The organism is Nocardia amamiensis (assembly GCF_015477605.1).
Classification (GTDB): domain Bacteria; phylum Actinomycetota; class Actinomycetes; order Mycobacteriales; family Mycobacteriaceae; genus Nocardia; species Nocardia amamiensis_A.
Genome location: NZ_JADLQX010000016.1, coordinates 126,176 through 152,434 on the forward strand (window position 1 = coordinate 126,176; position 26,259 = coordinate 152,434).

Sequence of the window (26,259 nt, forward strand, 5' to 3'; positions counted from 1 at the left end):
GCTGCCGTTACCGAGAACGCTTGGGCTACAACCCAGTTGATCTTCACAGCGCGGGGAACTCCGCTACACCGGCGTGCCGGATATGTGCGACGAGGCGGCTTCACGACAGTTACGTCGGGGTGGGGCATGACCGCATACAAACCTCACGACGTCAGGTATGCCGCGATTCAGCCTGTTTGCCGAGCGGCTATGGGGAATTCTCATAGAAAGGCCGAGGAAGGCAGGACCCTTTCGTGCAGAGAAAGTCCTACGATTCACGGAACGTTCCGAGTGTTGCCTCGTCCACCGAAGGTCGGTCGGCGGACGAGTTGGTGGAGGCAGCCCGCAATGCCTTGATGTCCGATGGCGCCCAGCTGATGCCGGCTGCTGTGACGACATCGTGTCTCGGCTTGGAAGAGGGCGCCTGGGACCGGTTTCGTACCCACTGGGAAACGCTGTGCGCGGACAGGTACGCCTCCGAGCAGGGCACGCGCAGGCTACGCCGATATGGATGGTTCTCGTTCACCGCGGCGACGGCGCAGCTCGAGCCCCTGCCGCAGGTCTCCTTCGTACAGCCGGAGAACAGCAACCCGCTCTACGTCGGCGTGGACCGCACCTTCGAGCCATTGACCGAGCCGTTCATGGCCGACCCCGTGTTCCGCGCGGTGCTGCGGTTGCTCGGACGGTTGGCGACGGCGCTGGACGACCCACCGGTGTGGAATGCGAAGGTGCATCCTTTTCGCGTCATCGCATCAGCGGACGCGGAGGGACTGCCCACACCAGAGGGCCTGCACCGCGACGGTGTCACCCTGGTCTCTTCGCTCCTGGTCGGACGGCAGAACGCCGCAGGCGGCGAAAGCTCCGTGCTCGATCAGGACGGAACACCACTATTGACGACCCCCCTCCGCGAGCCAGGCGACCTGCTCATCGGGGATGACCGACGCACCCTGCACAGCGTGTCACCGGTGCGTCCGGTGGACCGAAGCCGCCCCGCCTACCGCGACGTCCTGGTGGTGACGTTCGCACCCGCCTGAAGTGGCTCGATTCGTGCGCGAGTGGCACACCGGTGAGCACCCTTCCCGCGTTTCGCCGCAGCCATGTGCCACTCGTAAGCAGGTCAGAAGAGGAAGTAGCGCTGGGCCATGGGGAGTTCGGTGGCGGGCTGTTCGCGCCAGACCTCGCCGTCGATGCGGACGGTGAAGGTGTCCGGGTCGACTTCGATGCGCGGCATGGCGTCGTTGTGGGGCAGGTCGGTTTTCGTCACGCGGCGGACGTTGCGGACCGGCGCGAGTTTGCGGTGGACGCGCAGGCGGTCGGCGAGTCCGTCCTCGATCGCCTGCTCGGAGACGAAGTGCAGGGAGGTGGCGGCGGCGGGCCCGGGGGCTGCGCCGAACATGGGGCGCGGCAATACGGGCTGCGGTGTGGGAATGGAGGCGTTGGCGTCGCCCATCGCGGCCCAGGCGATCGCGCCGCCCTTGAGCACGGCGTGCGGGCGGACGCCGAAGAACGCGGGCTCCCACAGCACCAGGTCGGCGAGCTTGCCGACCTCGACCGACCCGATCTCGTGATCGAGGCCGTGCGCGACGGCCGGGCAGATGGTGTATTTCGCGACGTAGCGCTGGACGCGGGCGTTGTCGGCCGCACCGTCGCCGGGCAGCGGACCGCGGCGGCGTTTCATCACGTGCGCGGTCTGCCAAGTCCGCAGCACGACCTCGCCGATGCGGCCCATGGCTTGCGAGTCGCTGCCGATCATCGAGATGGCGCCCAAGTCGTGCAGCAGATCCTCCGCCGCGATGGTGGACGGACGGATGCGGCTTTCGGCGAACGCCAGATCCTCCGGGATCGACGGGCTCAGATGATGGCACACCATGAGCATGTCCAGATGCTCGTCGAGGGTGTTGACGGTGTGCGGGCGGGTGGGGTTGGTCGAGCTGGGCAGCACGTTGAGATGCGAAGCGACGGTGATGATGTCGGGCGCGTGCCCGCCGCCCGCTCCCTCGGTGTGGTAGGCGTGGATGCCGCGGCCCGCGATCGCCGCGAGAGTGTCCTCGACGAAACCGGCCTCGTTCAACGTGTCCGAGTGCAACGCCACCTGCACGCCCGCCGCGTCGGCGACGGCGAGGCAGGCGTCGATCGCGGCGGGCGTCGAGCCCCAGTCCTCGTGCAGCTTGAAACCGGAAGCGCCGCCGCGCAATTGCTCCCACATGGCCTCGGCGCTGACGGTATTGCCCTTGCCGAGCAGCACGATGTTCACCGGCCAGCCGTCGGTGGCCTCCAGCATCCGCGCCAGATGCCACGCGCCGGGCGTCACCGTGGTCGCCTTGCTGCCCTCGGCCGGCCCGGTGCCGCCGCCGATCAGCGTGGTGATGCCGCCGCCGAGCGCCTCGTCCATCAGCTGCGGGCAGATGAAGTGCACGTGACAGTCGATGGCGCCCGCGGTGAGAATGCGCCCGTTGCCCGCGATGATCTCGGTGGAGGGACCGACGACCAGATCCGGGTGCACCCCCGTCATCGTGTCGGGATTGCCCGCCTTCCCGATGGCGCTGATCCGTCCGTCGCGAATGCCGACGTCCGCCTTGATGATTCCCCAGTGATCGATGATCACCACGCCGGTGATCACCGTGTCAGGGGCACCCTCGGCGCGGGTCGCGCGGGACTGGCCCATGGATTCGCGCAGCACTTTCCCGCCGCCGAACACGGCCTCGTCACCGGCCCGGCCCGGTCCGCCGCTGCGGTCCTCGGTGATCTCGATCAGCAGATCGGTGTCGGCGAGCCGGATCCGGTCTCCGGTGGTCGGCCCGAACAGTTCCGCGTACCGCGCCCGGCTCAGCTCGCCCATCGCGGCACCATCCCTTCCGTGACCTGGGCTGGAACCGGGCCAGGATCGCCGATGACTACGCCTCGCCGACGCTCGGTTCCGTCATACGCGGTGCGCACTATGTCGATGATTCGCTCGCCGCGCTCACTCATGCCGGTCGGTCCAAGCGCCCGGGCGGGGTCAGGCTGATGCCGTGTACCTCGCGGGTTCCGCCCAGCGGGACCAGCGAAACCCGCTGCGCGAGGCCGGGTTCGAAGCGCACCGCGGTCCCGGCCGGGATGTCGAGCCGTCGGCCGTGCGCGGCGTCGCGGTCGAAATCCAGGGCCGCGTTCGCCTGCGGGAAGTGCACATGGCTGCCGACCTGCACCGGCCGGTCGCCGGTGTTGACCACCTCGAGCTCGGTCCGGTCCGCCCCGGAGTTCAGTTCGATGACGCCATCGGCGCAGAAGTACTCACCGGGGATCATGCCGCGCCTCGGGACCGCTGGTGTCGCATGCGCCCTCCTAGCCGATCGGGTGGTGGACGGTGACGAGCTTGGTGCCGTCCGGGAAGGTCGCCTCGACCTGGACGTCGGGGATCATCTCGGGCACGCCCTCCATCACGTCCGCGCGGGTGAGCACTGTTCGCCCGGAGGACATCAGTTCGGCGACGGTGCGGCCGTCCCGCGCGCCCTCGAGCACGTGGTCGGTGATCAGCGCGACCGCCTCGGGATGGTTCAGCTTCAGCCCGCGTGCCTGCCTGCGCCGGGCCAGCTCGGCGGCGTAGCTGAGCAGCAGGCGCTCCTGCTCATGCGGTGACAGTCGCATCCGGGCTCCTCACCGGGTCGCAGTGGCGGGTGACGGACATTCTGGCACGCCCGTTCCGCCGTCGCCGGACGACCGCGCTCAGGAACGGTGCGGCAGATTCTGCAACCGCACCTGCCCGCGGGCGACGGTGCGGCCCCGCTCGTCGGTGATGACGACCTGCCACAGTTGCTGGAGCCTGCCGCGATGCAGCGGGGTGGCCTCGCCGGTCAGCGTGCCTTCGCGCACCGCGCGCAGGAAGTCGGTGTTGTTGTTGACGCCGACCACCGTGCCCTGGTCGCCGAACCAGATCCCGCCTGCGATGCTGGCGAGCGTTTCGATGACGGTGCAGTACACGCCGCCGTTCTGGATGCCGGCCGGCTGGTAGAGGTGCGGTTCGACGACCCACTCGCCGCGCACGCGGTCGGGGGTCAGCTCGGTGTAACGCAGGCCGATCAGGTCGGCGAAGGTGCCTTCGCTGTATTCGTTCATCTGCTCGGGCGTGACGCCTGCCAGCGAGCCGACCTGGCGAGTTTCCTGCTGTGTCATGCATTCACTGTCGCATAGCCGGTCGCGCCGGTCGCCGCGGCCTCAGCCGCCTGCCACCGTGACCGTCCGTCCGTTCAACGGCTGGGTCGGCCGGTTGCTGTGCGCGAACAGGGTCCGGTATCGATCGGCGTCGGCCGCCGCCACCGGGACCGGATTGCCGAGCACCGTCCAGGACACGCCCTCGCTGCACGGTGGCGTGGTGAGCGAACCCTGATACCGGAACTGGTCGAGGACACCGGGCAGGAGCGCGCGCAGGTCGAGCGGGCCCGTGACGGTGGTCTCGGCGTCCACGACATCCGGCGAGAGCGTGATGATCGGATCGAAGGGCGAAGGGTCCGGCGTGGCTTGCATGAGCACACCGAGTACGGCCAGCTTGCCGGCCGCGCTCCTGTGCACGAAGTGCACTTCCATCGTCGTGCCCGCGCCGTCCAGCGTGTGCTCGCTCGGCAGATGGAAATGGAACTGCGCGAGGTCGAATGGCACGCCGTCGACCACGATGCGATTTCCGTTGTCCGCGGGGAGATTTGCCTGCACGGTGTGCCCGGTGTTCCGCAGGGTCAGCCCGGGCACCGAGTGGTAGTCGATGGTGATGTGCTCGGACGGCTCGAGTCGCGTGTGACTCGGCAGGTCGATCGGTGACTGCTGGTGGCCGCTCTTGCAGGCCAGGTAGTCCCGGTCGAGGTCGGCCCAATGGTCGGGGCCGTCCGCGTCGTAGTCCCAGTGTGATGCGACATGCGCGGGCGCACTGCTCGGGACGGCCGCGCGGCTGTGTTCCGGCTGCTCGCCACGGCCACAGGCGGAGAAAACAAGCACTGCCGCAACGGCCGACACGGCCGCGATCGAACGAAAACGGGATCGTCTGATGCTGGGCAAACCCGCACACCCCTCGAACTGTTCGGTGAGCCACCGCGAATGCCGGTCCGACCACATACCTGGCCTCGTCGACGACTCGGACGCGGTGCGCGGCGTTGCGCATCGATGATCGCGACACGGGCGCGGCGACGGGCCGGCCGGCGTTCGGACGTCGAATACCCTGGTACTCGGCGTATTTCACGTTCGTGTCGGCGTCAGCGTAGACCTGGGAGTGACCGGCACGCCAGAGTGGAGTTCCGCGACATAGTTCACACAGACACAGAGCGACGGGCCCCACCGGTGGGTGGAGCCCGTCGCGGGCAAGGAATCGGGGGTCACCGCAGCCCTCGGGACTCTCACGCGATCCGTACGCCGAGCCTATTGTAGGTCAGGCTTACCTAACTAGGCAAGTCCCCGAGCGACGCACCGGTAGTCCGCGCTCGGCCATGGCCGCCAGCAAGCCTTGCCCGCGGCGCGCGCCGAGGGCGGAATCGGCCCGCGCGAGATCCGGTACGTAAGTCGAAGCGCCCGTGATGGACTCGACGACAAGTGACCAGAACCTGCGGCGGCTCAGGCCGGAGCAGCGCACCAGGTTCTCCTGGACGACCGTCAACGCGGACTCACAGCGGTGCGCGAGCCAGACGTACATCGCCTCCGCGCAGGGCAGGGCGACCACGCCCGGTTCGCCCGCCAGCGGATCGCCGTCCAGCACGCGAATAGTGGTGTCCGACAAACCCGCCCAGTCGATGCCGCCGTCATTGTCGGTGTGGATCCAGAGGTTCTCCAGGCCGGGATCCCACGCCCGCCCCTCCGCCACGAGCAGCGCGACCACTCGCCCCGCGATCGCGTGGATCAGCGCTGTGGCAACCACTTCCGCGGCGATCCCGGCGCTGATCATCTCCGCCGCGTGACGCCGGTACATGAGTTCGACGCGGCCCTCGCGCACGCCGTCCGAGAGTCGCCACCAGCGCCGCTTGCCCTGCTCGGCCATCGCTGCCACGGCGTAGACCCGCGGATGCTCCGGTTGCAGCGCGCGGAGCCGGGCACAGGTGCGCCCGAACGCCACCGTCGGTCGATGGGGCGTGGTGATGAGCTCGGTCATCGAACCTCCTTGGGGGTCGGCTCTGTCGCCACGGACATTCGGCCGTGCGGTGTCGATAGCGAAAGATAGGTTAGGCTTACCAGACTTAGCAACCGTATCGCCGATTCAGGAGCAGTTCGTCGCCGTGACCTCCCTTGCCACCGTGAGGCGGCGTCGTCTTTCCGGGCTCCTGGCCGCCACCGCACTGCTGCTGCTCGCCGTGGTGGCCGGTATCGCGGTCGGCGCACGCTCGCTCGCGCCGGGAACCGTGTACGACGCCGTCCACCATGCACTCAGCTGTCCAGGCGGACCTTTCACCTGCGCGGCCGGTTCGACCGAAGAACAGATCGTGCGCGGCCTGCGTCTTCCGCGCACCGCACTCGCGCTGGTCTGCGGGGCGGCGCTGGGCATCGCGGGCGCGCTCATCCAGGGCTACACCCGCAACCCGCTCGCCGACGCCGGGTTGCTCGGCCTGAACGCGGGCGCGGCCTTCCTCGCGGCACTGAGCGTGTACCTGTTCTCGTTCAGCGCACCGGAGCAGTACATCTGGTTCGCGTTCGCCGGAGCGCTGCTCGCCGGGCTGGTGGTGTTCGGGGCCTCGGCCGTCGGCGGCGGGAAGGCGAGCCCGCTGAGCCTGGTGCTCGCGGGCGCGGCGGTGACCGCGTTCCTGCAGGCCATGACCAACGCCGTCGTGCTGTTCGACGCCACCGCCCTGGACACCTACCGGTTCTGGGTGGTCGGCACGGTCGCGGGCCGCGACGCCGCGGTGTTCTGGCAGGTGCTGCCGTTTCTGGCGGCCGGCATGGTGCTCGCTGTAGTGGCGGCGCCGGGACTGAATCTGATCGGCCTCGGCGACGAGGTCGCGCGCGGGCTCGGGGTGCACGTCGGCCGCAGCCGCGCACTGGGATTGGCGGCCGTGGTGCTGCTGGCGGGCGCGGCGACCGCGGCGGTGGGGCCGATCGCGTTCCTCGGCCTCGCAGTCCCACATCTCGCGCGGATGGTCACCGGGCCGGACTATCGCTGGCTGATTCCATATTCCGGACTCTTCGGCGCGTTGCTGCTGCTGATCGCCGACATCCTCGGCCGTCTGGTGGCCCGGCCCGGCGAGCTGGAGGTCGGTGTGATGCTCGCCGTGCTCGGAGCGCCGTTCTTCCTCGCGTTCGTCCGGCGCCGGAAGCTGACGAGCCTGTGACAATTTCATTGCCCGCAAACGCTGGTACAGCCGAAGATGGTGGTCCTGTGACGCTTTCGCTACGAACCATGACCGCACGTCCGGCCCTGCGCGTCGGCCCGGTGTCGATGGTGTTGCGCCCGACGATGGTTCTGACTGTCGCGGCGCTCGCCGCGATCGCGTTCGGATTGCTGTGCCTCGACATCGCGGTCGGCGAGTCACACCTGCCGCTCGGGCGCGTGCTGGAGGTGCTGGCCGGAGGCGGCACCAAGGCGCAGCGGTTCATCGTGCTGGAGTCCCGGCTGCCGCGCGCGCTCACCGCGCTGGTGGTCGGTCTCGCGCTCGGCCTCGCGGGCGCGATCACGCAGTCCATCCTGCACAACCCGCTGGCCGCGCCGGACATGCTCGGCATCACCTCGGGTGCGAGCCTGGGCGCGGTCGGCGTGCTCGTCGTCGGCGGCGGCGCGAGCACCGGACTGGCCGCCTCGGTGGGCGCGCCCGTGGCCGCGCTGGCGGGCGGCCTGCTCACCGCGGTGGCCGTCTACCTGCTCGCCTGGGGTCGCGACCGCACCGGCGCGCACGGCGCCACCGGATTGCGGCTGGTGCTGATCGGCGTCGGCGTGAACGCACTGCTGCTGGCGGCCATCAGCTCGCTGCTGACCCGAGCCACGCTTGCCGATGCCCAGCGCGCGCAGCTGTGGCTCAACGGATCACTGAACTCGGCCGACGCAGCGAATCTGGCGCCGACGGCCATCGCGGTGGTCGTCGTCGCCGTCCTGGCCCTCGGGTCCGCACGCACGCTCGCCGCCCTGCGCCTCGGTGCGGAGACCACGCGTGGGCTCGGCGTGCGAATCCAGACCCAGCAGGCGGTGCTGATCGGCGCGGCCGTGGTCGCCGCGTCTCTCGCCACGGCCGCCGCCGGGCCGGTCGGCTTCGTCGCCCTCACCGCGCCGCAGATCGCCCGCCGCCTGTTGCGCACCCCCGGTGAACCGCTCGTCGGCGCAGCCTTGATCGGCGCGATCCTGGTGATAGGCGCGGATGTCGCGTCGCGCACCCTGTTCCCGGCCGATCTGCCGGTCGGTGTCGTGACCGCGGCGTTCGGCGGTCCGTTCCTGCTGTATCTGCTCGTGCGTATGAACCGGAAGGCCACGCTGTCATGACGATCGCGGACACCACCCCCGATACCTCGGCGCGGGCCGACGCACCGGAGCACCGGCTCGGCGCGGACGACGTCACCCTCGGCTACGGCGAACGGATGATCGTCGAGGGTCTGAGCCTCGACATCGCACCGGGTGTGATCACCACGGTGATCGGGCCGAACGGCTGTGGAAAGTCCACGCTGCTGCGCTCGCTCGGCCGCCTGCTGCGGCCACGGGAAGGCCGAGTGCTGTTGGACGGCAAGGCCATTTCGACGATGCGGACCAAGGACGTGGCCCGCGTGATCGGCATCCTTCCTCAATCGCCGGTCGCCCCGGAGGGACTCACCGTCGCCGATCTCGTCGCACGCGGACGCCACCCGCACCAGTCCTGGTTCCGGCAGTGGTCGGCCGCGGACGAAACCGAGGTGACGACCGCGCTGGAGCAAACCGGAATCGCCGACCTGGCCGACCGCGCGCTGGACGAACTGTCCGGCGGACAGCGCCAGCGCGCCTGGATCTCCATGGCGCTGGCCCAGGGCACCGACATCCTGCTGCTCGACGAGCCGACCACCTACCTGGATCTGGCGCATTCGATCGAGGTGCTCGACCTGGTCGACCGGCTGCACGCCGACCTGGGACGCACCGTCGTCATGGTGCTGCACGATCTGAACCTCGCGATCCGCTACAGCGATCAGCTGGTGGTCATGCACGGCGGACGCGTCGTCGCCGGCGGCGCCCCGGCCGAGGTGATATCCGTCGAGCTGCTGCGCGAGGTCTTCGAGCTGGACGCCGCCGTGCTCGAGGACCCGGTTTCGGGCCGGCCGATGATCGTGCCGATCGGCGCCAGGCATGTGCGCGGCAAGGCGGGCGGGCCGGAGGCCCCGCCGAACCGGCGGCTATGAGAAATGCCACACCAGCTACTCCATAGTTACGACACCCTGTAGTACGCATCCTCGTCGTTGAGTACCTAAGATTGTGGAATGGCAGGTCTTGGTGAACTCGAGAAAGCGGTCATGGACCAGTTGTGGTCGGCCGACGAACCACAGACGGTGCGGCAGGTGCACGAGGCGCTCGCCGCACGCCGTGAGCTCGCGTACACCACGGTGATGACCGTGCTGCAACGCCTGGCGAAGAAGAACCTGGTGGTACAGCGGCGCGACGACCGCGCGCACCGCTATGCGCCGGTGCATACCCGCGACGAGCTGGTGGCCAGTCTGATGGTCGACGCGCTGCAACAGGCCGACGCGGCGGGCAGTCGCGCCGCCGCGCTGGTGCACTTCGTGGAGCAGGTCGGCAAGGACGAGGCTGCCGCCTTGCGCGAAGCACTCGCTAAGCTCGAAGCAACCGAAGAGGACTCGGCACCGCCGCCGCAGTAGACTCCTCGGGCGCCCTGGCCCCACAACGCAGTGAGCTGAGTCGATGAACGCAACCGCGCCGGTCTTCGCCGGACTCGCATTGCTTCTCGCGGGGCCTGCCCCGGCCTTGCTCAGCCGGGCGACCTGGACCTACCGGACGCCCCGCGCAGCGCTCGTGCTCTGGCAGGCCATCGCGCTCGCCGCCGTGCTCAGCGCGTTCGGCTCCGGATTGGCCATCGCCGCCGAGCTGCTCGTGCCCGGCCCGGACGGTCGCCCCACCACCTCGCCGACGCGCGAGATCGACGCCCTCGGTCTGCCGCTGTGGTCGGCGTACGTGTTCGTGTTCGCGCTCACGCTGTTGATCGGCGCGCGACTGATCTACGCGATCATCCGGGTCGGCGTGCACACCCGCAGGCGGCGGGCACGCCACCGGATGCTCGTCGACCTGCTCGACCAGAGCGGTCCACAGCGGCGAGCGGCCGACATCCGGGTCCTGGCCGCCCCCGAGCCGATCGCCTATTGCCTGCCCGGCCTGCGCCAGCGCGTGGTGCTCAGCGAAGGCACCCTGACCAAGCTCCCCGACGCCGAGATCACCGCCATCGTCAGCCATGAGCGTTCGCACCTGCGCGCCAGGCACGATCTGGTGCTGGAGGCGTTCACCGCCGTGCACGAGGCGTTCCCCCGCGTGGTGCGCAGCAAGGCGGCGCTCGGCTCGGTGAAACTGCTCATCGAACTGCTCGCCGACGATTCCGCCGTCAAGGTCACCGGCCCCAAGCCGCTGGCCCGCGCCCTCGTCGCGTGCGCGAAGTCCACCGCGCCGCAAGGCGCGCTCGCCGCGGGCGGACCCACCACGCTCATCCGCATCCAGCGGCTCAGCGAGCGGATCGGCGACGTGCGCATCGCCACCGCCGCCTATCTCGGCTCCGCCGCCATCCTGGTGGTGCCGACGCTGGCTGTGGCCGTCCCATGGCTCGTGGAGCTGAGTCGGCTGTTCCACGGCTGACACCCGGCCGTATCCTGGACACTCGGCCCGGCTTTCCGGTCGGCCGCACCTCTCTCGGCTTCTGGCGCGTCATCGCCGCGCCGCAGCGCGGTGAACCGCACCGTGCACCGCTCTCGATCCCACCGAACAGCGCGTTCCGCGTGAACGCGCTGTGCGACGAAAGGCACCCCCACCTCGTGACCCCCTCGACCACCGTCGCCGTGGCGCCCACCGTGACCTTCGCGGACCTGGGCCTGCCCGCCGTGCTCGTGCAGGCACTGCGGCGCGACGGCATCGAGACGCCGTTCCCGATCCAGGCCGCCACACTGCCGGACGTCTTGGCCGCCAAGGACGTGCTCGGCCGCGGCCCGACCGGTTCCGGCAAGACCCTGGCCTTCGGCCTCCCGATGCTCACCCGCCTGGCGGGCGCACCGGCCAAGCCGGGCAGGCCGCGCGGACTCGTGCTGGTGCCGACCCGCGAACTGGCCGCGCAGATCGAGCGCGCGCTCGACGAACCGGCGCTCGCGCTCGGCCTGCGCGTGGCCTCGGTGGTCGGCGGCGCACCGATCAAACGCCAGGCCGACCGGCTCGCCCGCGGTGTCGACCTGCTCATCGCCACACCGGGACGGCTCGCCGACCTGATCGCGCAAGGGTCCGCCGACCTGTCCGACGTGGTGATCACCGCGCTGGACGAGGCCGACCACATGGCCGACATGGGCTTTCTGCCGCAGGTGACCAAGCTGCTGGATCGGACGCCACGCGACGGCCAGCGCCTGCTGTTCTCCGCCACACTGGACGGCGAGGTGGACAAGCTGGTCAAGCGCTACCTGCGCGCGCCGGTCACGCACTCCACCGCGCCGCCGTCGGCGTCGGTCGCCACGATGTCGCACCACCTGCTGTACGTGCGCGACAAGGTAGCCAAACGAGCGGTCGCCACCGAGATCGCCGGGCGGGACGGGCTGACCATCATGTTCGTTCGCACCAAACACGGCGCCGACCGGCTCGCCAAACAATTGCGCGGCGCGGGCATCGCCGCGGGCGCGCTGCACGGCGGCAAGGCGCAGAACAACCGGACCCGCACCCTCGCCGCGTTCGCCGACGGCTCGGTGCCCGTGCTGGTCACCACCGACGTCGCCGCGCGCGGCATCCACGTCGATGGAATCTCCCTCGTCGTGCACGTCGATCCGCCCGCCGAGCCGAAGGCCTACCTGCATCGGGCCGGGCGCACCGCCCGCGCGGGCGAGGACGGCGTGGTGGTCACGCTGGTGATGGATGACGAGCGCCGGGAAGTCGAGGCGATGGCCCGCAAGGCCGGGGTCGAGGTCGACGGGGTCGAGGTCCGTCCAGGCGACCGCACCCTGATCACGATCACCGGTGCGCGCCGCCCGTCCGGCGTTCCGGTCGCCGCGCCCACCGCGCCCGCGTCGACGCCGGTCACGGACACGCCGAAACCGGCGCGCAGGAAGCCGGGGCGGCGCGCAGAACCGAGCGCAGCCGGCGGCCACGGCACCGGTGCGGCGGCACAGTCCGGTCGCTCCGGGAAGACGCCCGCAACGGGAACGCCGAAGTCCGCACGACGGCAGCCGGGACGGCGCGGGGAACCGGCCGTAGCGAACGGCCGTGGGACGAGTGCGGCAACACACTCCGGGAGTCGCCGTGGGACGACGCCTGCGCCGGAAACGCAGAAGTCCCCACGGCAACCGGCACGGCGCGGAGAACCGAGCGCAGCCGGCGGCCACGGCACGGGTGCGGCGACATCGTCGGGTCGCTCCGCGAAGACGCCCCGCCGCAACCACAGGAAGGCGCCGAACATCGACCGGCGCCAATAGCGTCGCCCACGCGCGGCGACACCGTCGAGTCACCGCGAAGACCCCCGCGCACACGAATACGGCGGCCGCCGCCTACGACCGCAGTTTCTTCGACTGCCTGATCACGCCGTTCCTGGGCCTGACCCGCGACGACAACCTGCGGCCGAACTCCACGGTCAACAAAGCTGGCCACCCTGAAGCCGGCCTTCGGGGTGAAGGCAGGCGGCGCGACCATGACCGCGGGCAACTCCACTCCGCTGACCGACGGCGCGTCGGCCGTGCTGCTGTCGAGCGAGGAGTGGGCCGCAACCACACGACGGCGCCGAACATCGCTCGGCGCCAATAGCGTCGCCCAGGCGCAGCGACACCGTCGAGCCGCTCTGCGAAGACCCCTTGCCGCAGCCCCTGGACGGCGCCGACGGCCTCCGATGACACGGCAGCGCGAACACGGCGACGCGCCGCGCGATCTCAGCAGCCGACGCCGCGTAGCAATCGCGGAGCACACTGATCGGTCGTGACACATCTAGCCGCGGCCGTCCTCTGCGCCCTGCTCGCCGCGCTGCTGTTCGCGGTCGGCGCGGTCGCGCAGCAGCGGGCGGCGGCCGCCGTGCCGGAGGGGGAATCCCTGGTTCGCTCCCTGCTGCGCAGTCCGCGCTGGTGGGCGGGCGTCGTCGGCGACACGGGGGGATACGCCATGCAGGTCGCGGCGCTCGCGCTGGGCGCCGTGCTGCTGGTGCAGCCGATCCTGGTGAGCGCGCTGGTCTTCGCGCTGCCGCTGTCGGCACGACTCAACAACCGCCGCGTCACACCCGGCACCTGGGCGGCCGCGCTGGCCCTCACCGCGGCGCTGGCCTGCTTTCTGCTCGTCGGTAATCCGGACGCGGGCAACGCGGATGCGCCTCTGCGGGAGTGGCTGCTGCCGCTGGGCGTTCTGCTCGGCCTGATCGCCGCCGCGACCGCGGGCAGCATCGCCGCGACCGCTCCGGGGTGGCGCGCGATGCTCCTCGGCGCGGCGAGCGGCTCGCTGTACGGACTGGCCGCCGCGCTCACCGCCCACGTCACCGACCTGTTCGAGCATGGCCTCGGCCACGTGCTCGGCAGCTGGCAGACTTGGGCGCTGATCGCGGCGGGCGTCACCGGCGTCTACCTCCAGCAGCGCGCCTTCCAGGCCGGCGAGCTGGCCGCGTCGTTGCCCGCGGTGACGATCGCCGAACCCCTGGCCGCCGTCTTCATCGGTATCACCGTGCTGGACGAAAGGCTGCGAACCACCACCGTGGGCCTCGTCATCACCGGAATCGCGGTCATCGTCATGTGCGCCACCACCATCACTCTCTCCCGCTCACAGGCGGCCGCCTGACACGTCGCCGCCAACCGCCACCGGTCGGTGCAAGTGATCCCGGACCGCCACCGTCGACCCGGCACCGTCGGCCTGGCACACACCCTTACCGTGGGATGTCCGCCGTGCGAAGCCGTCGGCCATGCGCACCGAATGTGCCCGCGGCGCCGGGCAGCCGACGACGGCCCGTGCGAGGCGGCTCCCGGTTATCATCGGTCAAGTGCGCTTTCTCCCCGGTCATCAGCCGCCGTACGACCTGACCTACGACGACATCTTCCTGGTCCCGAACCGGACGGACGTCGCGTCGCGCTTCGACGTCGATCTCTCGACGGCCGACGGGTCCGGCACCACCATCCCGATCGTCGTCGCCAACATGACCGCCGTCGCCGGGCGCAGAATGGCCGAGACCGTGGCCCGACGCGGCGGCCTCGTCGTGCTCCCGCAGGACCTGCCGATCACCGCGGCCGCCGACACCATCGCGTTCGTCAAGAGCCGCTCGCTCACCGCCGACACCCCGGTCACGCTCGACCCCGACCGCTCGGTCTCCGAGGCCGTCGCGCTCATGCACAAGCGCGCGCACGGCGCCGTCGTCGTGGTCGACGGCGGGCGTCCCGTCGGCGTGGTCACCGAGGCGGCCTGCGCCGATGTCGACCGTTTCGCCCGGTTGCGCGAGGTCGCGGTCACCGACTTCGTGCAGGCGCCGGCCAGCACCACCCCGCGCGACCTGTTCGACCTGCTGCACGCCGAGCACGCCGACTTCGCCGTGCTCACCGCCGAGGACGGCACCCTGGCCGGGGTGCTGACCCGCACCGGCGCACTGCGCGCCGGCATCTACCAGCCCGCCGTCGACGCCGCGGGCAAGCTGCGCGTCGCGGCCGCGGTCGGCATCAACGGCGACGTGGCCGCCAAGGCCAAGTCCCTGGTCGACTCCGGCGCCGATCTGCTGGTCATCGACACCGCGCACGGCCACCAGGCCAAGATGCTCGAAACCCTCGCCGCGGTCCGCGATCTCGGTCTCGGCGTCCCGCTGGTGGCGGGCAACGTGGTCTCCGCCCAGGGCACCAGGGATCTGGCCGAGGCGGGAGCGGACATCGTCAAGGTCGGTGTCGGCCCCGGCGCCATGTGCACCACGCGCATGATGACCGGCGTCGGCCGTCCGCAGTTCTCCGCGGTGGCCGAATGCTCGGCCGCCGCCGAGGAACTCGGCGTGCACGTCTGGGCCGACGGCGGCGTCCGCCATCCCCGCGACGTCGCGCTCGCCCTGGCCGCGGGCGCGTCCAACGTGATGATCGGCTCCTGGTTCGCCGGCACCTACGAATCCCCGGGCGACCTGCGTGTCGACCGCGACGGCAACGCCTACAAGGAGAGCTTCGGCATGGCGTCCAAGCGGGCCGTCGCCGCGCGCACCGCCTCCGACAGCGAATTCGACCGCGCGCGTAAGGCGTTGTTCGAGGAGGGCATCTCCAGTTCCCGGATGCGGCTGGATCCCGAGCGGCCCGGCGTCGAGGACCTCATCGACCACATCTGCTCCGGCCTCCGCAGCGCCTGCACCTACGCCGGCGCGCGTACCCTCACCGAGTTCCACGACCGGGCCGTGCTCGGCGTGCAGTCGGCCGCCGGGTTCGCCGAAGGGCGCCCGCTGCCGAGCGGTTGGTGAGCATCGACACGCGCACCGGAGCGGCACCGGCCCACGCGACCCGATGCGTGGGCCGGTAGCATAGTGGTTGCCGGATACCGGCACCATGACTTCGCGAAAGGATCCAGTTGTCACCCGCGTCCGAGGGCGCCGCACAGGAGGGCTCCTCTACCGAGCCGGGTGACAAACCCGGCGTCCTCCACCCCGCAGTAGTCCCATTCCGCACAGGCCGCTTCCCGGCACCGATCAGGTGGTGCTGACGATGTCCGTCGCGCTCACCGCGCTCAGCCTGATCGGATTCATCGCTCTCACGGTCGGCACCGCTCTGTTCGTCGCCGCCGAGTTCTCCCTCACCGCGCTGGAACGCAGCACCGTCGAGGCGCACGCCCGCACCGGTGACGTCCGCGCCAGGATGGTCCGCAAGGCGCACCGCACGCTGTCGTTCCAGTTGTCCGGCGCCCAGCTCGGCATCACCATCACCACGCTGGTCACCGGTTACATCGCCGAACCGGTGCTGGCCAAGCTGCTGAAGCCGGTTTTCACCGGCATCGGGCTCAGCGACGCGGCCGGGCACGGCATCGCCCTCACGCTGGCGTTGATCCTGGCCACCTCGCTGTCGATGATCTACGGCGAGCTGGTACCCAAGAACATCGCCATCGCCAAGCCGCTGGCCACCGCCCGCGCCACGGCCGGTCCGATGGTCACGTTCTCGGTGGTGTTCAAGTGGATGATCCATTTCCTCAACGGCACCGCCAACTGGGTGGTCCGCAGGCTGGGCGTGGAACCCGCCGAGGAGTTGCGCTCGGCTCGCTCGCCACAGGAACTGGGCTCCCTGGTCCGCACCTCGGCCCTGCGTGGCGCCCTCGATCAGCGCACCGCCCAGGTGATGGATCGCTCGCTGCAGTTCGGCGAGCGCAGCGCCGAGGAACTGATGACGCCACGGGTGACGATCGAATCGCTGGACAAGGACGACACCATCGCCGATCTCATCGATGCGGCCGGCCGCACCGGCTACTCCCGGTTCCCGGTGATCGACGGCGACCTCGACAACACCCTCGGCTTCGTGCACATCAAGCAGGCGTTCACGCATCCGGCCGCGGTGCGCAGGACCCTCCCCCTGCACATGCTCGCCCGTCCGGTCCCGATCGTGCCCGCCAGCCTGGACGGCGACGAGGTGCTCGAACGCATCCGCTCCCACGGCATGCAGGTCGCCCTCGTCGTCGACGAGTACGGCGGCACCGCGGGCCTGGTCACCATGGAGGACATCATCGAGGAGATCCTCGGCGACGTCCGCGACGAGCACGACGAGGAGGAGCGCGACGTGCGGCGCGTCTCGGACGGCTGGGACTGTTCGGGCCTGCTGCGCATCGACGAGGTCTCCCGGGCCACCGGATACGACGCCCCCGAGGGCGAGTACGAGACCCTGGGCGGCCTGGTCCTGACCAGGCTGGGCCGCATCCCGATGGCGGGCGACGAAGTCGTGCTGCCGAATCCCCGTTCGCAGCAGTGGTCCGCGATCGACGATCCCGACGCGGGCGGCTGGATCGCCCGGGTGGAACGGATGGACGGGCGGCGCATCGACCGCGTGCGCCTGATCCCGGTCGCCGCAGGCACCCTCGCCACGAGGGAGCACAGCCATGGGTGACATCTTGGGCGTGCTGCTCACCGTCGTGCTGCTCGGCGGCAACGCCTTCTTCGTCGCCGCCGAGTTCGCGCTCATCTCCGCCCGGCGCGACCGGCTGGAAGCGCTGGCCGCACAGGGCAAACGCAACGCGAACACGGTGATCCGGGCGGGCGAGAATCTCTCCATGATGCTCGCGGCCGCGCAGCTGGGCATCACCATCTGCTCGATCCTGCTGGGGCGGGTCGGCGAGCCCGCCGTCGCGCATCTGCTGGAGGGCCCGTTCGACTTGGTGGGCCTGCCCGAGCAGGTGCTGCACCCGGTGGCGTTCGCCGTCGCGCTGACCATCGTGGTGATCCTGCACATCCTGTTCGGCGAGATGATCCCGAAGAACATCGCGCTGGCCGGTCCGGAGCGCAGTGCCCTGCTGCTGGTTCCGGCGCACTTGGTGTGGCTGCGGCTGGCCCGGCCGCTCATCGCCCTCTACAACCTGTCCGCCAACCTGTCGCTGCGGCTGTTGCGGATCGAGCCGAAAGACGAGCTCGAGGCGACCGTGTCCATGGTCGAGCTGGCCGAGATGATCGGCGAGTCGCGCTCGGAGGGGCTGCTGGACGAAGAAGAGCACCGGCGGCTCACCCAGGCGCTCGGCACCAGCGAACGCGTGGTCGCCGATGTGATGGTGCCGCTGCAGGCGACGCGGTCGGTTCCGTTACAGGGCAACGGTACGACGCTCGGCGACGTCGAGTCCGCCGTCGCGGAGACCGGGTTCTCCCGCTATCCGGTGCGGGCCAGCGATGGCTCGCTGGTCGGCTACCTGCATGTCAAGGACGTGCTCGACAAGGTCGCCGACGAGAGCGCCGGTCCCGCGACGCCGATCCCGCGCACCGATATCCGCCCGTTGCCGACCGTGGGCATGGGCACGGCGCTCTACGAGGCGCTGGCCCGCCTGCGCCGCACCAACAGCCACCTCGGCCGGGTGGTCGACGAGCGGGGCAACACCACCGGCATCGTCGCGCTGGAGGACCTGGTGGAGGAGTTCGTCGGCACCGTCCGAGACGTCACGCACCGGGTGATCGAATGACGGCCCGGCGTTCAGGCGGCGGACGCTCCGGAGTGCCGGCGTGACCGTACGGGTATTACCCGGTGCGCGGTGGCGGGAGGCCGCCGCGGCGCACCGGGCCCGGCTCGATGGTCTGGTCGGGCCGTATCTCGAACGACGCGCGCAAGGCTCACCGCATCCGGTGATCGACTTCTTGTTCACCTACTACGGTCACAAACCCGCCCAGCTGCGCCGCTGGCACCCGGGGTACGGCATCGCGCTCGCCGACGCGGCCGAGTACGACGGTGCTCGCGGATATCACCGCGTCATGATGGACAGCCAGGCGATCGATTCGGACGATGCGGCGCCCGGCGCAGTCTTCACGGCCGACCCCGAGTATCTGGCCAAGCGCTATGACACTCTCGCGTTCATCGCAAACCTCTTGCGCGCCACCGCGTCCCGGCCCGCGCAGCTGTCCTGTTTCGGCCTGCACGAGTGGGCAATGGTGTACCGCACCGACGACATCCGTCACCAGCAGGTGCCGTTGCGGCTGGGGCGGGCGGGCACCGACGCGGTGGTCGAATCAATGTCCTTGCGCTGCACGCATTTCGATGCCTACCGCTTCTTCACCCCGGAAGCCGTCGGCCGCAACGCCGAGGCGCTCACGCGCGCCGATCAGCCTCACCGGGAACAGCCGGGCTGCCTGCACGCCAACATGGACTTGTACAAGTGGGGCTTCAAGCTGGTACCGCTGATCTCCTCCGAGCTGCTGCTGAACTGCTTCGAGATGGCCTGCGCCGCCCGCGAACTCGACATGCGCGCCAGCCCTTACGACTTGTCCGGGTACGGCTACGAGCCGCTCCGCATCGAGACGCCCGCGGGCCGAGCGGAGTACGTCCGCGCACAGGCTGCGCTGGCCGAGCGCGCCGCCGAGTTGCGCGGGACCTTCCTCGGCGCCTGCGACGAACTGCTGGCCTTGGACGAGCGAATCGGCGCCGGCCACCGGGACTGACACCGTCCCAGACGCCGATTCGGTGAAAATCTTCGCGAATCGTGCGCGGGATTCGCCGAAACCCTCCTCCAAGTTAACGACTATTAATACCATTCAGTCAGTTCGGTGGCTGTCCCAGTCAGCCCGGACAGCCCAGTTCCGAAGACGAAGTTGGGGGGACGCGCCGATGCGCCCGATGGCCAGACTCCGCCGCGCGAAAACGCTGGTTCTGCTCACGATCGGCATGGTCACGGCCATGCTGCTGCCCGCGATGGCCTCGGCTGATCCGCAATCCGACATCCAGAGCGCCATCCAGGAATTCTTCGACGTCGGGCGGACTTCGGTCCCCCGCGCGGACTGCGGACCCGGCTCCGCACCGGAGAATGGCCTCCAGGGCGACGTCACCGCCGCCGACCGGGACAGCGGGCGCAGTACCCAGGGCTACCGGTGCAATATGTCGTTCGTCGGTGGGTACGCGGGCCGCGGCGCCGGCATCACCTCCACCAGTTTCGAGCACTGCGCCTATCTCGGCTCGTTCTTTCCCGGCAACCTGATCAGCGAGGGACGCGGCGTCCAAGTGCTGGACGTGTCCGATCCCGCGAATCCGCGCCCGACGGTCACGCTGACCGAGCCCGCCATGATCGCGGGCACCTGGGAGAGCCTCAAGGTCAACACCGCGCGCAAACTGCTGGTGGGCACCGGCGTCCCAGTCGGTGAAGGTGTGGGCTATCTGTCGGTGTACGACGTGTCCGATTGCGCACACCCGCGGCTGCTCAACCCGGGCCCGGGCACGAATATGCTGATGCCCCTGCCGATCACCACGCACGAGGGCGGCTTTTCCCCGGACGGCAACACCTATTGGGCCTCGGGGGTCGTGCCGGGGTTCGTCAGTGCGATCGACCTCGCCGATCCGGCCCATCCGCGGGTGATCTGGCAGGGATTGACCGGCATCCAGGCGCACGGGTTCGGCATCAGCCCGGACGGCAACCGGATGTACATCTCCGCCCTCGGCGGATTCACCGTCCTGGATATCAGCGCGGTGCAGCGTCGCGACCCGAATCCGCAAGTGCACCATATCGGCCGGGTGTTCTGGACGGACGGCTGGGCGACTCAGCACAGTGTCCCGGTCAGCTACGACGGCAAGCCCTACCTCTACACCGTCGACGAGGGCGGCTCCGGCGGGGTCAAACTCATCGACATCTCCGACGAGACCGCCCCCAAGGTGGCCGGCAAGATCAAGCTGGAGATCAACCTGCCGCAGCATATCGATAGCAATGTCGGCTCATCCATGGGCGGCTCCGCGTTCGCGTACGAATCGCACTACTGCGCCGCCGACCGCCAGGACGATCCGACCGCCCTGGCCTGCGGGTGGATCTCCTCGGGCATCCGGGTCTTCGACATCCGCGATCCGTTCGCCATCCGCGAGATCGCCTACTACAACCCGCCCGCCCGCACCGGACAGAACCTGAGCCTGTGGAACTCGCCGCACGCGCTGGCCTCGATCATCGGCGTGCCCTTGATGAGCACGCCGCCCGCGGTGCGCGCCGTGCTGGAAGGACAGTTCAACCCGCTCGACGCCAGCACGCCACGCACCGGCCGTCTCGCCTTCGGCGACGTGTCCACGGACTGGTGCTTCTCACCGCCGGAATGGCGCGGCTCGCAACTCTACGTCGCCTGCTCGGACAACGGATTCATGGTGCTGCAGCTGGACAACGGCGTGTATTCGCCGCCGCCGGACCAGCAGTCGACCGTGGGGTCGTGACGATGTCACCGTGGACCCGAACCGCGGCCGCGGTTTCCGCGGCCTTCGCGCTCCTGGTGCTCGGCGCCGCGCTGCGACCGCTGGTGTTTCCGGAAACGCCTGCGGCGACCAGCGTTCTCACCGCGGTGGAGATCGGTTTCGCGCAGGACATGACCGCCCACCATCAGCAGGCACTGCTCATGGTGCAGCGGCTCGACCGCGCCGCCGATCCGGCGGTCGCCCGATTGGCCGAGCAGCTCGACCGCACGCAGCGCCTGGAGATCGGCACCATGCTCGGCTGGTTACGCCTGGCCGACGCGACACCGACCTCCTCGCGTCCGATGGCCTGGATGCCCACCGCGCACCGGCATCCGGCCACGGTCCCCGCCGCGTCGGCCGGGAGCCCGGGTGCCATGCCTGGGATGGCGAACACCGCTGAGCTCGACACCTTGGCGGCGGCGCGCGGCCGCGGGGCGGAAGTCCTGTTCCTGCAGTTGATGTTTCGCCACCATCAAGGCGGCATCGCGATGGCCGAGGCCGCCGACAGCCTGCTGCGTTCCGGTCCGGTCAAAGAGCTCGCCCGCGCGATGATCCACGGGCAGAGTCAGGAAGCCGGGGTGATGGGAATGCTGCTGACCCAGCGCGGGGCCGCCCCGCTGCCCTGACACGGGCCTGCTCGAATCGCCGTACCCGGTGCGGCGGTATCGTCTGACGTGACCGGTTCATGATCGCTGCCGGGAGAGGTTGGGCTACTGATGATTCGCACCGATGCGTTCACCGTGCCGGGACATGTACGCGGCTATCCGGGCGTGGCGTTCGGTGGGTACGTGGCGGGACTGCTCGCCTCCGCGAGCAGCGCCGCGGAAGTCCGCGTGGACTTCCGCCGCGCGGTCACCGTGGACACCCCGCTCATGCTCTCCGCCGACCGCTCCGGCGGTGCGACGCTGACCGATCAGGACGGCGCCGTGCTCGCCGAAGCGTCGGCGTCGGTGGTCACAATCAGCCCACCGCCCACGCCCACCTGGGCGGAAGTGCAGGCAGCCACGGCTACCGCGCAGGTCCTGCGCAAGATGAGCCACTGCTACGGGTGCGGCGCCGCCTGCCCGCCCGGCCGCGGTCTGCGGCTGTCGTCCTGGGCCGTTCCCGCGCATGACATGGTCGTCTGCGCCTGGACGCCCGATCCCTCCCTCGGCGGACCCGATGGCCTGCTCACCACCGAAAACGTGTGGGCCGCTTTGGACTGCCCAGGCGGCTGGTCCGCGATAGCGCTGCGCGACATGCGCCCCGGCGCGGTCACCGCGGCACTCACCGCCACCCAGTTCGAGCCCGTCCGTGCCGGTGAACCCTACATCTCCTACGGCTGGCCGATCTCCCGAGACGGCCGGAAATACACGGTCGGCGTGGCCCTGGCCCGCACCGACGGAACCCTCTGCGCCCTCGCCGAAGCCCTCTGGATCGAGCCCCGCCAGCCATTGCCGTTCGAGTGGTGATCCGCGCCGCCGGCACCTGTCGGTGGCTATCGGTACCGTGCGCGCCATGCCCTCGTCGCTACACGAAGTCCTCATCGAATAGGTCCGGCACAGACCAACTTTGGTCGCCGAGCTCCTGACTTCCACGCTCGGACTTACCCTTCCCGAGTTCGATCATGCGCGGGTGGACTCCGGCGACCTACCGGATCTGGTGCCGACCGAGTATCGCGCCGATCTAGTGGTGACGCTCACCGCCGCGACCCTCCTGGTGCTCGGGATCGTTGTTGAGGTGCGGCTCAAACGCGACGCTGGCCGCACTGCCGAAAGCAGCGGCTCGGCACCCGGTCTGCCACGGCGAACACCCTCGACGAGGTCGTCGACCAGGCTCAGTGATCGTCCACGAACCGGTACCACTGCCGGTCGAACGCGGCGTACTCGATGCCGTCGATAGCGGGCGGGCCCAGGTGCGGTGGGGTTGCCGGGTCGCGGAAGTAGGCGAATCCTTCCGAATTCGATTCGCCCGCTTGGGTGTAGAACAGGCAACCGCCGTCGCGGGGCGTGATGAACGTGATCGTGTAGAGGCCGAGGCGGGCGCGTTGACCTGGGTTGACGCAGTCGGCGGCTTGGTCCTCGAGGATGCCGCGGGAAAGTTTCCAGCCGGTGCTCTGTGGGATGCCGTACCACGTCAGCCCGGCCAAGACCGCGATGAGGACCGGTGACGCGAGGCTGTAGAAGTAAGCGCGGTAGCGAAGCATTCCGAGCAATCCGAACAAGGTGGCGATCCCGCCGAGTACGCCGAGCACCACCCACAGCACGACCAGTGTCGGGAACGTTCCCTGGGCGGCCAGCTGCCAGAACAGCGCTGCGCAGCAGACCGCGATACACGCGGTCAGCAGCCCCATCCACAGCACGAACCAACGGGGAGTGCGCCTGCGCACGGGACTCGCGGTCTTCACGTGTTCAAGATACGAGCGGCAGCGGTTTCACGCGTGGGTATCGACATCGAAATCGTCCGGTCCGTCGGTGATCACGACGCCGCGCGGATCGAGAACACCTGGCGACCGGAGTGGCGCAAACCCTGCGGAACTGGTGTACATGCAATTCCAGGACCCGCGATACGCCGCACGATCGTGTTCATGACATCGGAAGGGGCACCGTTCGCCGGACTTTCCTTCCATCGAGCGCTTACGCATGCCAGTCGGGTCTACGCACGATCGGACAGTGTAAACAAACATTCCGGAACGTTCCGGATCCGGCCGAGAAAGGAAAATCCCCCGGCCAGGGCTCCTGACCAGGGGATTCGATGCTCGAGGCCACTCGTGCGTCACACGCTCACAGCGGCGGGAAGCCCGCCGATCCGGTGGCCATCCAATTCCAGAACATCGCCGCGCGGTTGACGACCAATGCCACGATGTCGAGCACAACGCTTCCCATGAATCTTCCTCACAATCGAACGATCTCGTGCGGCACCCAGGGTAACGGACCGATAAACAGGATCGAAACTCGTGAAAAGAAGCGAATCCCCCGGCCGAGACTCGGCCAGGGGATTCGCGACATCCGGAATCTAGACGCAGGCCAGGGCCTTCGCCTCGCGACGACGGCGGTGCAGGATCGGCTCGGTGTATCCGTTGGGCTGCTTGGTGCCCTCCAGGATCAGCTCCTTCGCCGCCTGGAAGGCGATGCTGCCCGCGAAGTCCGGCGCCATGGGCCGGTAGTTCGGGTCACCGGCGTTCTGCCGGTCCACGACCGGGGCCATCCGCTCCAGGCTGGCCACCACCTGGTCGGCGGTGACGACGCCGTGGCGCAGCCAGTTCGCCATCAGCTGGCTGGAAATGCGCAGGGTCGCCCGGTCTTCCATGAGCGCGACGTCCTTGATGTCGGGCACCTTGGAGCAGCCGACGCCCTGGTCGATCCAGCGCACCACGTAGCCGAGGATGGACTGCGAGTTGTTGTCCAGCTCTTGGCGCTTCTCCTCGTCGGTCCAGTTCGGCTCCGCGGCCAGCGGGATCTGCAGGATCTCCTCGACGGTGGCGCGGCGGCCGCCCTTGGCGATCTCCTGCTGCCGCTTGAACACGTCGACCAGGTGGTAGTGGGTCGCGTGCAGGGTGGCGGCGGTGGGCGAGGGCACCCACGCGGTGTTGGCACCCGCGCGCGGGTGACCGATCTTCTGCGTGAGCATGTCGGCCATCAGGTCCGGCATGGCCCACATGCCCTTGCCGATCTGCGCACGCCCCGGCAAACCTGCGCTGAGACCTGTATCGACGTTCCAGTCCTCGTAGGACAGGATCCACTGCTGGGCCTTCATGTCGGCCTTGCGGACCATCGGCCCGGCCTCCATGGAGGTGTGGATCTCGTCGCCGGTGCGGTCGAGGAAGCCGGTGTTGATGAACACGACGCGCTCGGCGGCGGCCTGGATGCACGCCTTCAGGTTCACCGTGGTGCGGCGCTCCTCGTCCATGATGCCGACCTTGAGGGTGTTGCGCTCCAGGCCGATGACGTCCTCGATCCGGCCGAACAGCTCGTTGGTGAACGCGACCTCGTCGGGGCCGTGCATCTTCGGCTTCACGATGTAGACCGAGCCGGTGCGGCTGTTCTTCAGTTGCGCGTCGCCGGCCAGGCTGTGCTTGGCGATCAGCGAGGTGATCAGCCCGTCCATGATGCCCTCGGGCACCTCGTTGCCCTCGGCGTCGAGGATCGCGTCCGAGGTCATCAGGTGACCGACGTTGCGCACGAACAGCAGCGAACGGCCGTGCAGCACCAGCTCACCGCCGTCCAGCGCGGTGTAGACGCGGTCGGGGTTCATGGTGCGGGTGAAGGTCTTGTCACCCTTGGTGACCTTCTCGGCGAGGTCGCCCTTCATCAGGCCGAGCCAGTTGTGGTAGCACACCACCTTGTCCTCGGCGTCCACGGCGGCGACCGAGTCCTCGAAGTCCATGATGGTGGTCACCGCCGACTCCAGCACGACGTCCTTGACGCCCGCGGTGTCGGTGCTGCCGATCGGCGACTGCGGGTCGATCTGGATCTCGATGTGCAGGCCGTTGTGCTTCAGCAGCACCGAACTCGGCGACTCCGGATCGCCCAGGTAGCCGACCAGCTGGGAGGCGTCGGCCAGACCGATGCTGGTGCCGTCCTCCAAGCCGACCTCCAGCTCGCCGTCGACGATCTTGTACGACGTCGAACCGATGTGCGAACCGGTGATCAGGGTGACCGCGTCGTCGAGGAAGTTGCGCGCCCACTCGATGACCTTGTCGCCGCGCACCTTGTTGTAGCCGGTGCCCTTCTCCGCGCCGTTGGCCTCGGAGATGGCGTCGGTGCCGTAGAGCGCGTCGTACAGCGAGCCCCAGCGCGCGTTCGCCGCGTTGATCGCGAAGCGAGCGTTCATCACCGGCACCACCAGCTGCGGGCCCGCGGTCACGGCGATCTCGTCGTCGACGTTCTGGGTGGTGATCTGGAAATCGGCCGGCTCGGGGCGCAGGTAGCCGATCTCGGTCAGGAAGTTCTTGTAGGCGGCCTTGTCGTAGTTCGCTCCGGGGTGCTCGGCGTGCCAGGCGTCGACCTTGCCCTGGATCTCGTCGCGCTCGGCCAGCAGGGCGCGGTTGCGCGGAGCGAGATCGTTGATGACCTGTTCGGCGCCCGCCCAGAACGCGGCGGAATCGACGCCGGTACCGGGAAGCGCCTCGTTCTCGACGAACTCGTGGAGAACGCTGGCCACCTGGAGCCCGCCGACCTGAATCCGCTCTGTCATCTACTGCCTCACTTCCGAGAAAGCCAAGTGGGAAACAGGGCCATGTTACCCGCGGGTAGTGGTGCCACCGCACGTCGGGTCATCCGGCCCTCTGCCTCATCCATTCCGCCACGCCGTGGTGCACAGGTTCGTCACCCGGCGGGTCTTGTGGCCGTCGGCGGTCGG

General features: G+C 69.4%; 23 protein-coding genes and 1 pseudogene. 16 read left to right on the plus strand and 8 right to left on the minus strand.

The window, feature by feature from the left end; translation table 11 throughout:
* Positions 1-335 precede the first annotated feature (335 nt).
* Positions 336-1,013: a 2OG-Fe dioxygenase family protein gene (locus tag IU459_RS21815; RefSeq protein ID WP_195131409.1), complete on the plus strand. Its 678-nt coding sequence runs from the start codon at positions 336-338 to the stop codon at positions 1,011-1,013.
* An 83-nt stretch (positions 1,014-1,096) separates the two neighbouring features.
* Here the strand turns inward: IU459_RS21815 and IU459_RS21820 are convergent, their stop codons facing one another.
* The 6 genes from IU459_RS21820 to IU459_RS21845 all read right to left on the minus strand — a co-directional run bounded on the left by IU459_RS21820 (position 1,097) and on the right by IU459_RS21845 (position 6,082).
* A complete protein-coding gene (locus IU459_RS21820; protein ID WP_195131410.1) occupies positions 1,097-2,818 on the minus strand; it encodes an urease subunit alpha in 1,722 nt (573 codons plus the stop codon).
* A 127-nt stretch (positions 2,819-2,945) separates the two neighbouring features.
* A complete protein-coding gene (locus IU459_RS21825) occupies positions 2,946-3,263 on the minus strand; it encodes an urease subunit beta (protein WP_195131411.1) in 318 nt (105 codons plus the stop codon).
* Positions 3,264-3,300: 37 nt separating this feature from the next.
* Positions 3,301-3,603, minus strand: coding sequence for an urease subunit gamma (locus IU459_RS21830; protein ID WP_040778027.1), 303 nt, complete (start codon positions 3,601-3,603; stop codon positions 3,301-3,303).
* A gap of 78 nt (positions 3,604-3,681) precedes the next feature.
* A complete protein-coding gene (locus IU459_RS21835) occupies positions 3,682-4,071 on the minus strand; it encodes a PaaI family thioesterase (RefSeq protein ID WP_440446520.1) in 390 nt (129 codons plus the stop codon).
* Between the two features lie 99 nt (positions 4,072-4,170).
* Positions 4,171-4,959 (minus strand): carbonic anhydrase, encoded by a 789-nt coding sequence (locus IU459_RS21840; RefSeq protein WP_324198978.1) that lies wholly within the window; start codon positions 4,957-4,959, stop codon positions 4,171-4,173.
* 415 nt (positions 4,960-5,374) lie between these two features.
* Positions 5,375-6,082 (minus strand): hypothetical protein, encoded by a 708-nt coding sequence (locus IU459_RS21845; RefSeq protein WP_195131414.1) that lies wholly within the window; start codon positions 6,080-6,082, stop codon positions 5,375-5,377.
* Between the two features lie 124 nt (positions 6,083-6,206).
* On the opposite strand from IU459_RS21845, the gene IU459_RS21850 reads away from it, so the two are divergent.
* The 15 genes and pseudogenes from IU459_RS21850 to IU459_RS21920 all read left to right on the plus strand — a co-directional run bounded on the left by IU459_RS21850 (position 6,207) and on the right by IU459_RS21920 (position 22,370).
* The gene (locus tag IU459_RS21850) at positions 6,207-7,253 is read left to right on the plus strand and encodes a FecCD family ABC transporter permease (protein WP_195131415.1); all 1,047 of its coding nucleotides are present in this window, start codon (positions 6,207-6,209) and stop codon (positions 7,251-7,253) included.
* Positions 7,254-7,321: 68 nt separating this feature from the next.
* Positions 7,322-8,392, plus strand: coding sequence for a FecCD family ABC transporter permease (locus tag IU459_RS21855; RefSeq protein ID WP_195131416.1), 1,071 nt, complete (start codon positions 7,322-7,324; stop codon positions 8,390-8,392).
* Positions 8,389-9,273, plus strand: a complete 885-nt coding sequence (locus tag IU459_RS21860; protein ID WP_195131417.1) for an ABC transporter ATP-binding protein — start codon at positions 8,389-8,391, stop codon at positions 9,271-9,273. The genes IU459_RS21855 and IU459_RS21860 overlap by 4 nt, the downstream gene beginning before the upstream one ends.
* 78 nt (positions 9,274-9,351) lie before the next feature.
* On the plus strand, positions 9,352-9,747 hold the full coding sequence (locus tag IU459_RS21865) for a BlaI/MecI/CopY family transcriptional regulator (protein WP_067475860.1): 396 nt from the start codon (positions 9,352-9,354) through the stop codon (positions 9,745-9,747).
* 43 nt (positions 9,748-9,790) lie between these two features.
* Entirely contained in the window at positions 9,791-10,729 is a 939-nt protein-coding gene (locus IU459_RS21870; RefSeq protein ID WP_195131418.1) for a M56 family metallopeptidase, read from the plus strand.
* Between the two features lie 176 nt (positions 10,730-10,905).
* The gene (locus IU459_RS21875; protein ID WP_440446518.1) at positions 10,906-12,537 is read left to right on the plus strand and encodes a DEAD/DEAH box helicase; all 1,632 of its coding nucleotides are present in this window, start codon (positions 10,906-10,908) and stop codon (positions 12,535-12,537) included.
* 64 nt (positions 12,538-12,601) lie between these two features.
* A pseudogene (locus IU459_RS21880) lies at positions 12,602-12,821 on the plus strand (acetyl-CoA C-acetyltransferase); the annotation flags it as partial.
* Positions 12,822-13,030: 209 nt separating this feature from the next.
* Positions 13,031-13,873, plus strand: coding sequence for a DMT family transporter (locus IU459_RS21885; RefSeq protein ID WP_195131419.1), 843 nt, complete (start codon positions 13,031-13,033; stop codon positions 13,871-13,873).
* Between the two features lie 199 nt (positions 13,874-14,072).
* Positions 14,073-15,509 (plus strand): GuaB1 family IMP dehydrogenase-related protein, encoded by a 1,437-nt coding sequence (locus tag IU459_RS21890; protein WP_195131420.1) that lies wholly within the window; start codon positions 14,073-14,075, stop codon positions 15,507-15,509.
* A 241-nt stretch (positions 15,510-15,750) separates the two neighbouring features.
* Positions 15,751-17,133 (plus strand): hemolysin family protein, encoded by a 1,383-nt coding sequence (locus tag IU459_RS21895; protein ID WP_195131421.1) that lies wholly within the window; start codon positions 15,751-15,753, stop codon positions 17,131-17,133.
* Positions 17,126-18,190: a hemolysin family protein gene (locus IU459_RS21900; RefSeq protein WP_195131422.1), complete on the plus strand. Its 1,065-nt coding sequence runs from the start codon at positions 17,126-17,128 to the stop codon at positions 18,188-18,190. Before IU459_RS21895 ends, IU459_RS21900 begins: the two co-directional genes overlap by 8 nt.
* A gap of 40 nt (positions 18,191-18,230) precedes the next feature.
* On the plus strand, positions 18,231-19,160 hold the full coding sequence (locus IU459_RS21905; protein WP_195131423.1) for a 3-methyladenine DNA glycosylase: 930 nt from the start codon (positions 18,231-18,233) through the stop codon (positions 19,158-19,160).
* Positions 19,161-19,326: 166 nt separating this feature from the next.
* Positions 19,327-20,901, plus strand: coding sequence for an LVIVD repeat-containing protein (locus IU459_RS21910; protein WP_195131477.1), 1,575 nt, complete (start codon positions 19,327-19,329; stop codon positions 20,899-20,901).
* A 2-nt stretch (positions 20,902-20,903) separates the two neighbouring features.
* A complete protein-coding gene (locus tag IU459_RS21915; RefSeq protein ID WP_195131478.1) occupies positions 20,904-21,545 on the plus strand; it encodes a DUF305 domain-containing protein in 642 nt (213 codons plus the stop codon).
* A gap of 90 nt (positions 21,546-21,635) precedes the next feature.
* Complete coding sequence (locus IU459_RS21920) at positions 21,636-22,370, plus strand: PaaI family thioesterase (RefSeq protein ID WP_195131424.1); 735 nt, start codon at positions 21,636-21,638, stop codon at positions 22,368-22,370.
* A 365-nt stretch (positions 22,371-22,735) separates the two neighbouring features.
* Here the strand turns inward: IU459_RS21920 and IU459_RS21925 are convergent, their stop codons facing one another.
* Together IU459_RS21925 and IU459_RS21930 are read right to left on the minus strand one after the other, a co-directional pair.
* Entirely contained in the window at positions 22,736-23,305 is a 570-nt protein-coding gene (locus IU459_RS21925; protein ID WP_195131425.1) for a hypothetical protein, read from the minus strand.
* 608 nt (positions 23,306-23,913) lie between these two features.
* Positions 23,914-26,094 carry a malate synthase G gene (locus IU459_RS21930; protein WP_195131426.1) on the minus strand — a complete coding sequence of 727 codons (2,181 nt, stop codon included), beginning with the start codon at positions 26,092-26,094 and terminating at the stop codon, positions 23,914-23,916.
* Positions 26,095-26,259 lie beyond the last annotated feature (165 nt).